We start from the raw sequence: 13,809 nt of genomic DNA, 5'->3' as shown, positions 1-13,809 counted from the left end.
AAGCTATGAGTCAGGCCCCGACCGACATCGCCTGCAAGGCGAGCCGGCAGTGCTCGGGGCTCCAGGTAGCACTCAGGGCCCAGGCCGTGCGCCTGCACAACAACGACAGGCATGACCTGTCTCAAGGTGACATATGTCCAACAGCAACATTGGCAACAAGCAACCCTCCCTGCGCAAACCCGTCGTCCTGATGACCATGGGCAGCCAAGAGCGCAAAGGCCATGACTATCAAGTCATGACCCACAAATACATCACCCCGCTGGTCGAGTTCGCCGGTTGCGTCCCGGTCCTGGTGCCCACCTGCTGCGGCGTCGAAGACCTCGAGACCTACCTGGACATGGCCGACGGCGTCTACCTGACCGGTGCCGGCAGCAACATCGACCCGACCCTCTACGGCCAGGAAAACCAGACCCCCGGCAAGGGCCAGGACAAGGACCGCGACCTGTTCGACATGCCGCTGGTCAAGGCGGCGATCAAGCGCGGCCTGCCGATCTTCGGCATCTGCCGCGGCATGCAGGAAATCAACGTGGCCCTGGGCGGCGACATCTACCAGAAGGTCTATGCCGAACCCGGCTTCAACGACCACCGGGAAAACCCGGATGATCCGGTCGACGTCCAGTACGCCCCGGTGCACAGCGTGAAGATTAAGCCAGGCAGCTGGCTGCGCGAGACCCTCGGCACTGACGAGATCCGCGTCAACTCGCTGCACGGGCAGGGCCTGCGCAACCTGGGTGCCGGCATCGAGCCGATCGCCCATGCCGAAGACGGCCTGGTCGAGGCGATCCACGCCCCGAGCCTCTCGCCCTTCCTGTTCGCGGTGCAGTGGCACCCGGAGTGGCAGGCGGCGAAGAACCCCGACTCGATCAAGATGTTCCAGGCCTTCGGCGACGCCTGCCGCGCCCAGGTCCGCAAGTCCCAGGTCAAGCACCACCAGGCTGCCTGACCCACCGAAGCTTCGTTAGCTTTGATCGCGGGGCGGTGCAATACCGCCCCCGTTTCCCCGGTCACCCTCTGCTGGTCCCAGAACACCTCCCGTGGAAGCGGGCGGCGGGCTTGTGCCTGTCTCCGCGATCTTTTTTTCCTTCCCGCTAATCATACGAGGTTTTCATAGGCCCTGGCGTGCCGTCGACGGCGGCTGGCCCATGACTCGCCGGTACAAGCTGGAAAACGCGCTGGGGCTTTCATAGCCCAGATCCAAGGCGATGGTGGTCACCGCCTCTCCGGTGGCAAGCCGCGTCACCGCAGCCATCAGACAGGCCTGCTGGCGCCACCGGCCAAACGACAGCCCGGTCTGCTCGCGAAAACGCCGGCTGAAGGTACGCGGGCTCCAGTTGAGCTGCGCTGCCCAGGTTTCGCCACGGGTGTGGACCGACGGCTGCGCCAGGAATGCCTGGCACAGGGCCGCCAGGCGCGGCTCAGCTGGCAGCGGCGCGAATAGCGGCAGCGGTTCGGCCTGGCCCAGCTCATGCAGAACCAGACGCAGCAGCAGGCCATCGCGTCCCACCTCGTCATGCAGCGCCGGCACCTCGGCGCTGGCCAGCAACAGCTGGTGCAACAGCGGCCCGACCCGCAGTGCCTCACACACGCTGCTCGGCCTGGGCAGCGCGGTCGGCTCGATGTACAGGCTGCGGGTACTCACCCCGCGCATGCGCACCTGGTGCGGCTTGCCGGGCGGAATCCACACCCCGCTGCCAGGCGGGATGACCCAGGCGCCGTCATCGGTCAGCACCTCCATCAGTCCGCTCATGCCATACAGGAACTGCGCCCGGCGATGGACATGCCTGGGCAGCAAGGTGTCGGGCGGATAGTCGGTGGCAATGGCCAGCACTGCACGGGGGATGGCATCGACCTGGGACAGGGGAACATTGCGCATGAAAGGAGGCTCTGGCCGAAACACGACGATTATTGGCCAGGTTGCGCAAGCCAGCCAAGTGGCTGATCCCTACCCTGACCGCCTCACTCCTGTTCCGAGGCCCACCCCATGCTCTATCCCCTGCTTGGCCTGTTCGGCCTGTGCGCCGGCGTCACCACCTTGCTGTTCGGCTTCGGCGGTGGCTTCTTCGCCGTGCCACTGTTCTATGCCCTGTTGCTGGCCAGCCATGGCGCGGGAACGGCCGTGGCCCAGCACGCCATGCAGATCGCCGTGGCCACCTCGGCCACGGTGATGATCTTCAGCAGTGCCCTGGCCACCTGGCGCCACCACCGCGCGGGCAGCCTGCACTGGGACCTGGTGCGGCCACTGGCGCCGGCCATCGCCCTGGGCGCGCTGCTCGGGGCCTGGGTGGCGCTGTACGTGACCAGCGCCTGGTTGCGCTGGCTGTTCATTACCTACCTGGCGCTGAGCTTGCTGGACGCCTGGCTGCGTCCAGGCTTCGTACACGCTGGCGAACATCACCTGGAGCCACTGGGCAGGGCCGGCGCCACCCTGGTCGGCGTGCCCATAGGCGCACTGGCGGCGTTGCTCGGGGTGGGCGGCAGCGTGATGACCGTACCGTTGATGCGCCGTCGCGGCGCCAGCATGCGCACCGCCACGGCCATGGCCAACCCGCTGTCACTGCCCATGTCCCTGGCGGCCACGCTGGTGTATGCGCTGCTGCCGGCCGGCCAGCCCGACCTGGGCCCGGGCCTGCTGGGTTTCATCGACCTGCGCGCGGCGCTGGTGATGACCGTCGGCGCCTGGCTCGGCATGCACCTGGCCGCGCCCCTGCTCGGGCGCATCTCCGACAGCGTGCACGCCCGCACCTACCTGGCGCTGCTGGCCTGCGTGCTGCTGGTGATGCTGGTCAACGGCCGCTAAGACTGGCGAATGGCCACGGCGACGCGGTAGGCTGCGCCCAGCATTCACCAAGGAAGGCACTGTATGAAGACGTTCGATCGCCTGCTGCTCGCCAGCGGCTTGCTCATCCCCCTCTGGCTGTTGCTGGGCGTTACCCTGACGGCCCTGGCCTACCCCGGCTACGACCACCTGCAGCAAGCCATGAGCCAGCTCGGCGCGGTCGGCGCCCCCACCCACGGGCTGTCGCCGTGGGTCAACAATTTCCCGCTGGCCCTGTTGTTCACACTGTTTGCCTGGGGCCTGGCGCGGCGCTGGCGGTACTCGAAGCTGGCGCGGCTGAGCGCCCTTCTGGTGCTGTTGCATGGCCTGGGCAGCCTGGTGACCGGCGGATTTGCCTGTGACCAGGGCTGCGCGCCGCTGCAGCCATCGGTCTCGCAACAGATGCATAACCTCGGCGGCCTGCTGATGTTCTTCTCGCTGACCCTCGCCAGCATGCTGTGGATCGGCCTGGGCACGCGTCTGGCCCGATCCCCAGGGCTGGCCTGGGGGTCGCTGCTGAGCGCGCTGCTGGCGGTGCTCACTGTCGTATTGATGGCCAAGTCTGTGCACAGCGGTGAATTGTTCGGTCTTTACCAGCGCCTGAACTACGGCGTCGGCGTGCTGTGGATCGCGGCCCTGGCCCTCCAGTCGCTGCGCACGCGCCAGCACGACGGCCTGCAAATGGCCATCGCCTGACGGCAAACTGCTGGCCCCCAGGCGTCGCGAGCGTAGGCAAACTTTGTTTTCTTTCAGATGCTTAGGACAGCAACATGCGAGTGATTCTAGCAACCGTGGCCGGCTGCCTGCTGGCCACCGCCGCCTTCGGCGCCCAGGCCCGGGCATTGAGCCCGAACGATCGCCAGGTGTGCGGCTGGGGTGCGCAGATCGCCGCCGAGGCGCAGCAGGCCAAGCTATCCGGGGTCACCCTTTACGCCACGCGCAAGAAGCTGCAGGTGCGCAAATTTGCCAAGCCATGGATGCGCATGACGGCGTTCGGCATTACCGAGCAGACCTATAACAGCCGGTCGCGGCTCAAGCCCACGGCAATCAAGCAGACGTACTACGAGCAGTGCGTGCAGCATGCTGTAGCAAAAAGATAAATACTTATAGATCAATAGCTTACATAGATTAACTAAACCAGTTTGCGAGACTTAGTTAATGTCATTTCGAGATGGTATTGTCGTGCGCCAGCGTCTCGCTAACTCGATGAGTCAAGACCAAAGGGGACGCCAGGCGTCCCCCATCGGACCATCAGGGCTCCACGGTGCCCGTCGTGTCACCTACTAACGACTCCGCCTTGAGCGGCACAGGTGGCGCCTTGCGCAACTGCGCCACCTGCCCTGCACTCACCCCCGCCGCCTGGTTGCCCCAGCTGCTGCGGATGAAGTTGACCACATCGGCCACCTGCTGGTCCGACAGCCGCCAGCCGAAGCCTGGCATGCTGAAGGTAGAAGGCGCCGTTGCAGTGGCCGGCAAGGTCGCGCCCTCGAGCACGATATGGATCAGCGAGGTGGCGTCCTCGCCCTGCACCACCGGGTTGCCGGCCAGCGCCGGGAACACCCGGGCGTAGCCCTTGCCGTCGGTGCGGTGGCAAGCGGCGCAGTTGTCGACGTAGCGCGCCGCGCCGGTCTTGCCGTCATTCCCCTGCCACAGCGCCTGGGCGACGGCACGGTCCTCGCGAAACGGTTTGTCGTCTGGGTTCACCGGCGGCAAGGTCTTGAGGTAGCGGGCGATGGCGGTCAGGTCGGCGTCGCTCATGTACTGCATGCTGTGCTCGACCACATCGCTCATGCCGCCGAACACCGCGGTGCGCTCGTTGCGCCCGGTCTTGAGGAAGGCGACGATCTGCGCCTCGTCCCAACTGCCCAGGCCATCCTTGTGGTCACCGCGCAGGCTCCTGGCGATCCAGCCCTCGAGGGGCGCGCTGCCGGCCAGGAACGCCGCGCCGTCACCGGCATCCAGGGCTTTTTCCTGCATGGTCAGCGCCCGCGGCGTGTGGCACGCGCCACAATGCCCCAGCCCTTCGACCAGGTAGGCGCCGCGCGCCACCACCGCATCGCGCCCAGCGGCTTCGAACGGCTTGACGGGCGGCGCGAACAACCCGCGCCAGAACGCCAGCGGCCAGCGCACGCTCAGCGGCCAGGGGATGTCGCTGCCCTTGTTTTGCTGCTCCACTGGCTGCACGCCATGCATGAAGTAGGCGTAGAGCGCCTGCATGTCCGGGTCGCTGACCCGGGCGTAGGACGGATACGGCATGGCCGGGTACAGCGTGCTGCCGTCCTTGCCGATGCCCTGGCGCACGGCGCGTTCGAAGTCCTCGTAGCTGTACTGGCCAATACCGCTGGCGTGGGGTGTGATATTGGTCGAGTACAGGGTACCGATGGGCGTTTCCATGGGCAGCCCGCCGGCGAACGGCTTGCCGCCCTTGGCGGTGTGGCAAGCCACGCAGTCGCCAGCGCGGGCCAGGTATTCGCCTTGCCTGACCTGCGCCGGGTCCACCGCGTCGGCGGCCTGCAGCAAGGTACTGGCGCCCAGGCCCAGCATGGCGATGAACAATGTCTTCATATTGGCCTTCCTCACGCCTGCACCAATGGACCGGGGTTCTTCAGGTAGCGCTCGCGGATCGCCCGCGCCGACCAGTAGGTCAGCGCCGCCACCAGGCCGGTGGGGTTGTAGCCCAGGCCCTGGGGGAAGGCCGAGGCGCCGGGCACGAACACGTTGTGCACGTCCCAGCACTGCAGGTAGCGATTGAGCGCGCTGGTATTGGGATCGGTGCCCATGATCGCGCCACCGTTGAGGTGCGTGGTCTGGTAGGTGGAGGCGTCGAAGTGCTGGCCGAACGCTTTCTTGCCCGCGCTGATTGCCTTGGGCCCCATCGCCTCGGCGATCTTGCCCATGCGTTCGACCATGAAGCGGTTCATCTTCACGTCGTTGTCCTTCCAGTCGAAGGTCATGCGCAGCAGAGGCAAGCCGTAGGCATCCTTGTACACCGGGTCCAGGTCAAGGTAGTTGTCGCGGTAGGACTGGTGCGCGCCATGGGCGTCCATCGACAGCATGTGCCGGTAGCTGTCGGCCACCGCGGCCTTCCAGGCACTGCCCCACTTCGGCGTGCCCGGCGGCACCTTGGTGCCAGAGATCGGCTTGGCGCCGGCCTGGTTGACCCAGAACGGAGAACCGCCGACGAAGCCGTGCGGGCCATGGTCAAAGTTGTCGGCGTTGTAGTCATCCACCGCCACGCCGTTGCCGCCGGCGCCGATGAAGGGGTTGGTGTGGTGGCTGTCGCGGTCGAAGAACGCGGTCACGGTAGAGATGTTCTGGTAGGCGAAGTTGCGCCCGACCACCCCCTCATTGCTCACCGGATCATAGGGTTTGCCGATGCCCGAGAGCAGCATCAGGCGTACGTTGTTGTACTGGAACGCGCCGAGGATCACCAGGTCGGCGGGTTGCTCCACCTCGCGACCCTGGCTGTCGACGTAGGTCACACCGGTGGCCAGGCGCTTGTCGGCGGTCAGGTTGACCCGCAGCACATGGGCGTTGTTGCGCAGCTCGAAGTTCGGCACCTGGCGCAGGGCCGGGAGGATGTTCACGTTGGGCGAGGCCTTGGAGTACATGTAGCAGGCATAGCCGCTGCAGTAACCGCAGAAGTTGCACGGTCCCATCTGCGCGCCGTAGGGGTTGGTGTACGGCCCGGAAGTGTTGGCCGACGGCAGGTTGTAGGGGTGGTAGCCGATCTCGCGGGCGGCCTTCTCGAACAACTGCGCCGACACAGTGTTCTTCTGCGCTGCCAGCGGAAAATCGCTGGAGCGGTCGGCGGCGAACGGGTTGCCACCCTTGTCGCGGCCCACCACCTGACCTTTGATCGACCAGGCGGTGCCGGAGGTCCCGAACACCTTCTCGGCAAAATCGAAGTACGGCTCCAGCTCTTCGTAGCTCACGCCGAAGTCCTGGATGGTCATCCCTTCGGGAATGAACCGCTTGCCGTAGCGCTCCTCATAGTGGCTGCGCAGGCGCAGCTCCACCGGGTCGACGCGAAAATGCACGCCGGACCAGTGCAGCCCGGCTCCGCCGGTGCCGGTGCCGGGCAGGAAGGCGCCGAACTGGCGGTACGGCACGGCCACGTCGTTGACGCTGTGGCGCAGGGTCACGGTCTCACGGGAGATGTCCATGAACAGCTTCTTGCGCGAGTTGTAGGTCAACTCGTCCATGGTCTGCGGATAGACGCCGTCCGGGTAGGTATCCCGGGCCGGACCACGCTCCAGCGCCAGCACCTGCAGGCCGGCCTCGGTCAGTTCCTTGGCCATGATCGCCCCGGCCCAGCCGAACCCGACGATGACAACATCAACGCTCTTCATCACTTGGCTCATGGCTCAACCTCGCTCGCCGCTGATGGACACTGACGGGAAGGGATAGCGCTCGTCGCGCTCCACCCAGTCCATGAAGTCGGCGCGGGCGCCGGGGAAGCCGACCAGCTTCCAGCCGGCCAGCCCCTGGTTGCCGCCGTGCAGGGGGTCGCTGAAAAAGCCCTCGCGGGTGTTGAGCCAGAGCATGCCGAGGAAGGTGGCCGCCGGCACCGAGGCAAAGGCCGGCTTGCCGCCGTCCAGGGCCTCGAGCACCTGCTGCTGTTGTTCAGGGCCAAGCTGGGCGAAAGCCTTGCCGAACTGTGCCTGGCACCAGGCGTCGGTTTCGGCGATGCCCAGCCGGTAGATCTCCTGGGGGCTGAGCTTGAGCTGGTAGCCCAATTCGCTGGGCGCGTCGGGGCGGAATGGCCCCTGCATATACCACAGCCCGCCGCTGCCATAGCGGGTGTTGAGCTGACGGTCGATGAACTCGGGCACGCCGGCATCGGCCGCACCGGGGCCAAGGGCGTCGGTGGGGATGAGCACCGCCACGGCGGCGCTGACGAAGGCCCACTCTTGCAGGGTGAAGAAGCTCGGCTGGTAGGCACGCGCCGGGGCCGGTCGGGTCGGTTCGACGGGTGCCGGGGTGGCGCTGTCGGCGAGCACTGCGCCGCCCAGTCCCGTGCCGGCGAGGGTCGCCACCGGGATCAGGGTCAGGGATTGGCGCAGGAACGCCCGGCGCGCCGATTGCACGGAGGCGGGTTGGTCCTTGGACATGAGGATGTCTCTCTGTTGATCAGGTCATACGGAAATCGTCGCCCTTTTCACCGATGAAGTTCCCAGGGCCGCAGATCGAGACAGCGCTGTCTCGGCTAAGCGGCCTTGTTTTGCCAAAAGGGCCGCGGCGCGACCCCGGGATATCGAATCGGGCAAGGGCTGTTGTTATGGCAAAAACGGGGCGAGCGCAGTGCTCGCCCCGCTCATGGGTTTCGCCGCGACCAGGCAAGCGGGTTGACCAGGTTCTGCGGCCGCTCGCCGGCCAGGGCGGCCAGCAGGTTGTCCACCGCGCAGCGGGCCATGGCCTCGCGGGTCTCCTCGGTGGCCGAGCCGATGTGCGGCGTCACCACCAGGTTGTCCAGTTGCAGCAACGGTGAATCAGCCGGCAACGGTTCGCGCACGAACACATCCAGGCCGGCGCCGCGAATGCGTCGCTCGGCCAAGGCCTGGAGCAACGCAGCCTCGTCGAGCACCCGGCCACGGGAGATGTTCACCAGGATCGCCGACGGTTTCATCAGCGCCAGCTGTGGCGCGCCAATCAGGTTCTCGGTCGCGGCGGTCAACGGCAGGCACAGGCAGACGAAATCGGACTCGGCCAGCAATGCTTCCAGGCTGCGATGCGCGGCGGCGAACCGCGTCTCCACCTCGGGCCGCGGCTGGCGGGTGTGGTACAGCACGCGCATGCCAAAACCGGCATGCGCGCGGCGGGCCAGGGCTTCGCCGATGCGGCCCATGCCGACGATGCCCAGGGTCTTGCCCTGCACGTCGCAACCGAACTGCGCCGGCCCGATGCCCGCCTGCCAGTGACCGGCGCGGATCCAGCCGTCGAGTTCGACGACCCGCCGGGCACAGGCCAGGATCAGGGCGAAGCCGGTGTCAGCGGTAGTTTCGGTGAGCACATCGGGGGTGTTGGTCAGCAGCACGCCGCGCTGATTGAAAGCGTCGATGTCGTAGTTGTCGACGCCGACCGAGACGCTGGAGACCACCTCCAGCTGCGGCGCCAGATCAAGCAAGGGGGCGTCCAGGCGCAAACTGGCGCCAAGCAGCCCGTGGGCGCCCGGCAGCGCCGCACGCAACCGGGCGAGGCCGTCAGCACTGGGCGATTCGACCAGGGTGACCTCGGCGTGCGCCTGCAGACGGGCCATGAGCGCGTCGGACAGGCGTTTGTAGAGGACGATGCGTTTCTTCATTGCACGGTACCTATCGGCTGGGCGCCAGGCTTTGCCGGCGTGTCTGTTGCAAGGGATTGAGAACGGCGGTCAGGGCCACGGCCAGCAGCAGCGCCACGCACATGAACAGGTAGGAGGCGCCGGGGCCGCCGGTGGCGCCATTGAGGTAGCCCACCAGCCACGAACCGGAAAACGAGCCCAGCGCGCCCATGCTGTTGATCAGCGCCATGGCGCCCCCGGCGACGTTGGCCGGCAGCAGCTCGGGCACGATGGCGAAGAACGGCCCGTACGGCGCATACATGCAGGCCCCGGCGATCACCAGCAAGGCGTAGGACCACCAGAAATGTTCAGTGCCCAGGCTGTACGAGCCATAGAATGCCAGGGCGGCGATCAGCAGCGGCGGCCAGACAAAGCGCTTGCGCTTCTGCAGGCGGTCCGAGGCCCAGGACACACCGAGCATGGCAACCACCGCCCCCAGGTACGGCACCGCCGACAGCCAGCCGGCGGTGACGATGTCCAGCGTCGCCGCCTGCTTGAGGATCGACGGCAGCCAGAGGACGAAACCGTATACGCCGATGCTCCAGCAGAAGTACTGCAGCGACAGGATCAGCACCGTGGGCGAGCGAAACGCCTCGCGGTAGTTCTTCACCGGCTTGATGCCCTGCTGCTCGGCGTCCAGCGCCTGGCGCAGCGCCGCCTTCTCGCGGGCGTCCAGCCACTTGGCCTGCTCCGGGCGGTCATCCACCAGGCGCCACCAGATGAAGGCCCAGAGAATCGCCGGCGCGCCTTCGATGATGAACATCCAACGCCAGTCGAACTGCTGCACCAGGTAGCCCGAGACCACCGACATCCACAGGATGGTCACCGGGTTGCCGAGGATCAGGAAAGTGTTGGCCCGCGAGCGTTCGGCGCGGGTGAACCAGTGGCAAAGGTAAATGAGCATGGCCGGCATCACCGCCGCCTCCACCACGCCCAGCAGGAAGCGGATGACGATCAGCAAATAGACGTCGTGGACCACGCCGGTCAGGGTCGCCAGGCCGCCCCAGAGGATCAGGCTGGCGAAGATCAGCTTCTTCACGCTGCGTTTTTGCGCGTAAAGGGCGCCCGGCACCTGGAAGAAGAAGTAGCCAAGGAAGAACAGCGCGCCGAGCAGCGACGACAGCGCCGGGGTGATCTTCAGGTCGTCGGCCATGCCCGAGGCCGCGGCAAAGCCATAGTTGGCCCGGTCGAGGTAGGCCAGGCTGTAGGTGATGAAGACGATGGGCATGATGTACCACCAGCGTCTGGGAGCGAGTCGATCAAGCTGCATGGGGAATTCTCCTGGTCTTGTTGTTCTTGTCACATCAGGTGCCGGACGGTCCGGCGATTCAGCGTGGTTGGATCGAAGCGTTTTCGTGCAGGTCCAGTTCGTGGCGTTGCGGCAGGCCTTCCATGTCGCCTCGGCTCTGCACCGCCCGGCTGCCGCACCAATTGCCCCTGGCCACTGCCCGGCGCAACGGCAGGCCCTCGAGCAAGGCGCTGATCACGCCAACGGCGAAGGCGTCGCCCGCGCCCACGGTGTCGACCACCCGGGCCACCGGAAAACCCGGGACCACCCCATGTTCACCCTTGGCGTCGCGCCAGTAGGCACCTTCGGCACCGAGCTTGATGGCCACGCATTGCACGCCTTGCTCCAGGTAGAACTCGGCGATGCCCTGCGGCGACTGGCGGCCGCTCAGCAGGCGCCCCTCCTCAAGCCCCGGCAGGACCCAGTCGGCCTTGAACGCAAGTGCATTTATCTCGCGCACCATGGTCTGGCGGTCCGGCCACAGCGAGGGGCGCAGGTTGGGGTCGAAGGAAATGCTGCGGCCATGGGCGCGCATGTCGTCCAACAACTGGTGGCAGAGCGCGCGGCAGCTGCCGGACAGGGCCGGCGGGATGCCGGTGGCATGCAGGTGTCGGGCCTCCAGCAACGCCGGTTGCAGCTGGGTCGGCGACAGCCGGCTGGCCGCCGAGCCACGGCGGAAATACTCGACTTTCGGATCGCCGCCATCGTCGCAGCGTTCCTTGAGCTGGAACCCGGTGGGGTGCTCGTCATCGATCTCGACGCTCGAGCAGTCCAGCCCTTCCTGGCGCAGGGTGTCGAGCACGAAGGCACCGAGCGAATCATTGCCGACCCGGCTCAGCCAGCGCACCCCCAGACCCAGACGTGCCAGGCCGATGGCCACGTTGCTGTCGGCACCGGCGATGCGCTTGCCGAATCCCTCGACTTGGGCCAGCTCTCCAGGCTGCGCGGCCACGAACATGGCCATGGTTTCACCGAAACACAGGACGTCGTGCTCAGCCATGGCACACCTGCCCTTCCAGCTGCGCCAGTTGCGCGACCTGCCGCGCGGTCAGCGCCAACAGGTCGTCGCCGGCCAGGGGGTACTCGATGGCCCGCGGCAGGTCTGGGGCGAAATGCGTCATCAGTTCGCGCCACTGCACCAGGTCGAGCGCCTGGGGCACGACCGCGACCAGGCGCCCGTCGGCTCGCCGGGCGACAGCCTTGCAGTGTACGTAACGCACCCAGCGGCCCAGCAGTTGCGCCGCCAGCAGCGGCGATTCGTCGTGCCAGTACCAGTTGCCGATATCGAAGGTCATGCCCGGCGCCACGCCCTGCGCCTGCGCTTCGCGGAAGAATCTTTCCAGGGTTTGCAGCCGTCCGCCGTAGGGCGTCTGGTCGTTTTCCACGTACAGCGCCGTCTTGTGCCCCAGTAATGGCGCCAGGGCCTGCAGGTCGCAACCCGTCTGGTAATGCCCCAGCGATACCTTAAGCGCCACCGCGCCGATCTCGCTTGCCCGTTGCAAACGTTGGGCGATGGCCGGCTCCAGACTGCCATCCTCGCGCCATAGCTCCAGTGGCGTGGAGTAAAGGCTCTGCAGGCCATGCTCGGCGGCCAGGTTGGCCAGGGTAGCGGCATCGGGCGCGGCATCGAACAGTTCCTCGCGCCATTCCACCCGCCGCGCACCGGCGGCGGCCAGCAGCGGCAGATAGCTGGCCTGGCCCAGGCGCCGCACGACATCGGCACCGAAACTCGACAAGCTGATGGAGACAATGGGCGTTTGCATGTGTGTGGTCCTTGTTCTTGTGGATGAAACCGGTTTCATTTTTCGTCAGCAGCAACGGCGTCAAGGACGCCGTCATGCTTGTGATCGGGTGGAGCCTCGCGGGATCAGTTCGGCTTGCAAATCCAGGCGCCGTGCCGGCGAACCGCTGCCTTGCAGGCGCTCCAGCAGGCACTGGAACGCTGCGGCACCGATCCGCCCGGTGGGCTGGGCCAGGGCGGTGATGCCGCTGCCTACCAGCGGGTACCAGTCCAGTTCGTCCAGCGCCAGCAGGCCCACATCCTGGAACAGCGTCCCGCCGCGGGCGTGCAGCACGCTTACCACTTCCAGGGTGGCAACGCCGTTGCAGGTGAACAGCGCCTGCGGGCCGTGCCCTGCCCCGGCCATGAAGCTGCCCAGTTGCTCCGGCAGGTCCACGCCCACCTCCAGCACCTGCCCACGCAGGCCAGGGCGCCGGGCGATGGAAGCCTGGAAGGCATCGACCCGCTCCTGGCGGGAGCTGGTGCCGTCGAGCGGCTCGGTCACGGCGAGGATGTCGCGATAACCGCAGCGTTGCAGGTGATCGAGGGCCTGTTCGACGGCGTCGCTGTTGTCCAGCCCTACCAGGTCGACCGCCAGGCCGGCCAGTTGCCGGTCGACCAACACCATCGGCAAGTCACGGGCCAGCTTCGCCAATTCATCGGCGCGGTGGCCGAGGGTGTTCACGATCAGGCCGTCGACGTTGTACGACTGCAGGGCCTGCAGGTGATTGCGTTCCTGGTCGTCATCGTAGTCTGTGTTGCACACCACCAGGCTGTAGCCGTGCTGGCGGCAGGCTGTCTCGACGCCGTGCATCACCGCCACCGAGTAGGGGTTGCGGATATCCGCCAGGAGCATGCCGATCAGCCCGGTGCGGCCGCGCTTGAGGGCGCTGGCCATGCGGTTGGGGCGGTAGCCGAGGCGTTCGACGACGGCCTCGATGCGTTGCGCGGTGGCTTCGGCGAGCAGTTGCCTGTCTTCGCCCATGTAGCGCGAGACCGTCGCCTTGGAAACGCCGGCGGCCTTGGCGACCTCGCTGATGGTGACCCGCCCGCGGACGGGAGCTGGCTCTTTGTTCACCCTGTTTCCTTCTTGTTTGCGCTTTTGCAGGGTTGATGAAAACGGTTTCAATCAAATCAGGGATGGGGGGTGGCGTCAAGTGACGGGCTTTCTGCCAAAGCGGGGGGATTCAGTGCCAAAGGCTTGTCCTGCCGGTGTCGATGGGGGGCTTCAGGGTTATGGTGGTTTTCTGGAGTTCGTTAACCCTGCCTTGGAGATGGCCATGACCGCACTGTTTCGGATCAGTCTATTTTTGATGCTTGCTGGTATGGGGATGGGGGATATCGTGGTGGCCAGTTTGGGGTTGGTCGGGTTGTGTGGGAGGGCTGTGGTGCTCAGTGTTCGGCAGGATGAGGGTGAGGGGCGGAAGGTTGGGGAGTCGGAGTTTATTGCCTGAAAGGTTTGGTTCTGGTTCTGTTCTGGTTATGGGATTACTGTTTTGATATTTTTGGAAGTGTCAGATTTTTTGTGTGCGGGCCGGTAACGGCCTGCCGTCAGGCAGGCCCTGACTTTCACCAGGTCGGCCTGATGAACCGATCTCCGTACA

Annotated in this window: 14 protein-coding genes; 5 read left to right on the top strand and 9 right to left on the bottom strand. The window is 66.2% G+C overall.

Annotation, left to right across the window (positions count from 1 at the left end):
* Nucleotides 1–133: 133 nt before the first annotated feature.
* Nucleotides 134–943, top strand: a complete 810-nt coding sequence (locus tag AC25MA_RS24940; protein ID WP_028692143.1) for a gamma-glutamyl-gamma-aminobutyrate hydrolase family protein — start codon at nucleotides 134–136, stop codon at nucleotides 941–943.
* A 162-nt stretch (nucleotides 944–1,105) separates the two neighbouring features.
* Here the strand turns inward: AC25MA_RS24940 and AC25MA_RS24935 are convergent, their stop codons facing one another.
* Nucleotides 1,106–1,873: an AraC family transcriptional regulator gene (locus tag AC25MA_RS24935; RefSeq protein WP_486972494.1), complete on the bottom strand. Its 768-nt coding sequence runs from the start codon at nucleotides 1,871–1,873 to the stop codon at nucleotides 1,106–1,108.
* Nucleotides 1,874–1,981: 108 nt separating this feature from the next.
* Here AC25MA_RS24935 and AC25MA_RS24930 point away from each other — a divergent pair, with 108 nt between their 5' ends.
* From AC25MA_RS24930 to AC25MA_RS24920, 3 genes are all read left to right on the top strand, one after another.
* Entirely contained in the window at nucleotides 1,982–2,797 is an 816-nt protein-coding gene (locus AC25MA_RS24930) for a sulfite exporter TauE/SafE family protein (protein WP_062363045.1), read from the top strand.
* A 63-nt stretch (nucleotides 2,798–2,860) separates the two neighbouring features.
* Nucleotides 2,861–3,511, top strand: a complete 651-nt coding sequence (locus AC25MA_RS24925; protein ID WP_486972493.1) for a DUF998 domain-containing protein — start codon at nucleotides 2,861–2,863, stop codon at nucleotides 3,509–3,511.
* Between the two features lie 74 nt (nucleotides 3,512–3,585).
* Nucleotides 3,586–3,915, top strand: a complete 330-nt coding sequence (locus tag AC25MA_RS24920; RefSeq protein ID WP_028692139.1) for a hypothetical protein — start codon at nucleotides 3,586–3,588, stop codon at nucleotides 3,913–3,915.
* 151 nt (nucleotides 3,916–4,066) lie between these two features.
* Here the strand turns inward: AC25MA_RS24920 and AC25MA_RS24915 are convergent, their stop codons facing one another.
* From AC25MA_RS24915 to AC25MA_RS24880, 8 genes are all read right to left on the bottom strand, one after another.
* Nucleotides 4,067–5,380, bottom strand: coding sequence for a c-type cytochrome (locus AC25MA_RS24915; protein ID WP_486972492.1), 1,314 nt, complete (start codon nucleotides 5,378–5,380; stop codon nucleotides 4,067–4,069).
* An 11-nt stretch (nucleotides 5,381–5,391) separates the two neighbouring features.
* Nucleotides 5,392–7,179, bottom strand: a complete 1,788-nt coding sequence (locus AC25MA_RS24910) for a GMC family oxidoreductase (protein WP_486972491.1) — start codon at nucleotides 7,177–7,179, stop codon at nucleotides 5,392–5,394.
* A gap of 3 nt (nucleotides 7,180–7,182) precedes the next feature.
* Nucleotides 7,183–7,929: a gluconate 2-dehydrogenase subunit 3 family protein gene (locus tag AC25MA_RS24905; protein WP_486972490.1), complete on the bottom strand. Its 747-nt coding sequence runs from the start codon at nucleotides 7,927–7,929 to the stop codon at nucleotides 7,183–7,185.
* Nucleotides 7,930–8,132: 203 nt separating this feature from the next.
* Complete coding sequence (locus tag AC25MA_RS24900; RefSeq protein WP_236180983.1) at nucleotides 8,133–9,119, bottom strand: 2-hydroxyacid dehydrogenase; 987 nt, start codon at nucleotides 9,117–9,119, stop codon at nucleotides 8,133–8,135.
* 10 nt (nucleotides 9,120–9,129) lie between these two features.
* Complete coding sequence (locus tag AC25MA_RS24895; RefSeq protein WP_069016801.1) at nucleotides 9,130–10,407, bottom strand: MFS transporter; 1,278 nt, start codon at nucleotides 10,405–10,407, stop codon at nucleotides 9,130–9,132.
* 58 nt (nucleotides 10,408–10,465) lie between these two features.
* Complete coding sequence (locus AC25MA_RS24890) at nucleotides 10,466–11,425, bottom strand: sugar kinase (protein WP_207853324.1); 960 nt, start codon at nucleotides 11,423–11,425, stop codon at nucleotides 10,466–10,468.
* The gene (locus AC25MA_RS24885) at nucleotides 11,418–12,188 is read right to left on the bottom strand and encodes a sugar phosphate isomerase/epimerase family protein (protein ID WP_028692133.1); all 771 of its coding nucleotides are present in this window, start codon (nucleotides 12,186–12,188) and stop codon (nucleotides 11,418–11,420) included. The genes AC25MA_RS24890 and AC25MA_RS24885 overlap by 8 nt, the downstream gene beginning before the upstream one ends.
* 72 nt (nucleotides 12,189–12,260) lie before the next feature.
* Nucleotides 12,261–13,283 (bottom strand): LacI family DNA-binding transcriptional regulator, encoded by a 1,023-nt coding sequence (locus AC25MA_RS24880; protein ID WP_028692132.1) that lies wholly within the window; start codon nucleotides 13,281–13,283, stop codon nucleotides 12,261–12,263.
* On the opposite strand from AC25MA_RS24880, the gene AC25MA_RS24875 reads away from it, so the two are divergent.
* Complete coding sequence (locus tag AC25MA_RS24875; RefSeq protein ID WP_143496158.1) at nucleotides 13,276–13,659, top strand: hypothetical protein; 384 nt, start codon at nucleotides 13,276–13,278, stop codon at nucleotides 13,657–13,659. The genes AC25MA_RS24880 and AC25MA_RS24875 overlap by 8 nt on opposite strands.
* Nucleotides 13,660–13,809 lie beyond the last annotated feature (150 nt).

Source organism: Pseudomonas sp. P65(2024) (genome assembly GCF_057480955.1).
The sequence above is the reverse complement of the archived record's forward strand: the minus strand, read 5'-3'. Positions and strand labels throughout refer to the sequence as shown.

Excerpts from the sequence above, each read along its gene's own strand:
- AC25MA_RS24930 (WP_062363045.1), top strand. The coding sequence starts at position 1,982 with ATGCTCTATCCCCTGCTTGGCCTGTTCGGCCTGTGCGCCGGCGTCACC.
- AC25MA_RS24940 (WP_028692143.1), top strand. The coding sequence starts at position 134 with ATGTCCAACAGCAACATTGGCAACAAGCAACCCTCCCTGCGCAAACCC.
- AC25MA_RS24915 (WP_486972492.1), bottom strand. The coding sequence starts at position 5,380 with ATGAAGACATTGTTCATCGCCATGCTGGGCCTGGGCGCCAGTACCTTG.
- AC25MA_RS24905 (WP_486972490.1), bottom strand. The coding sequence starts at position 7,929 with ATGTCCAAGGACCAACCCGCCTCCGTGCAATCGGCGCGCCGGGCGTTC.
- AC25MA_RS24920 (WP_028692139.1), top strand. The coding sequence starts at position 3,586 with ATGCGAGTGATTCTAGCAACCGTGGCCGGCTGCCTGCTGGCCACCGCC.
- AC25MA_RS24900 (WP_236180983.1), bottom strand. The coding sequence starts at position 9,119 with ATGAAGAAACGCATCGTCCTCTACAAACGCCTGTCCGACGCGCTCATG.
- AC25MA_RS24890 (WP_207853324.1), bottom strand. The coding sequence starts at position 11,425 with ATGGCTGAGCACGACGTCCTGTGTTTCGGTGAAACCATGGCCATGTTC.
- AC25MA_RS24910 (WP_486972491.1), bottom strand. The coding sequence starts at position 7,179 with ATGAGCCAAGTGATGAAGAGCGTTGATGTTGTCATCGTCGGGTTCGGC.
- AC25MA_RS24895 (WP_069016801.1), bottom strand. The coding sequence starts at position 10,407 with ATGCAGCTTGATCGACTCGCTCCCAGACGCTGGTGGTACATCATGCCC.
- AC25MA_RS24885 (WP_028692133.1), bottom strand. The coding sequence starts at position 12,188 with ATGCAAACGCCCATTGTCTCCATCAGCTTGTCGAGTTTCGGTGCCGAT.
- AC25MA_RS24925 (WP_486972493.1), top strand. The coding sequence starts at position 2,861 with ATGAAGACGTTCGATCGCCTGCTGCTCGCCAGCGGCTTGCTCATCCCC.
- AC25MA_RS24935 (WP_486972494.1), bottom strand. The coding sequence starts at position 1,873 with ATGCGCAATGTTCCCCTGTCCCAGGTCGATGCCATCCCCCGTGCAGTG.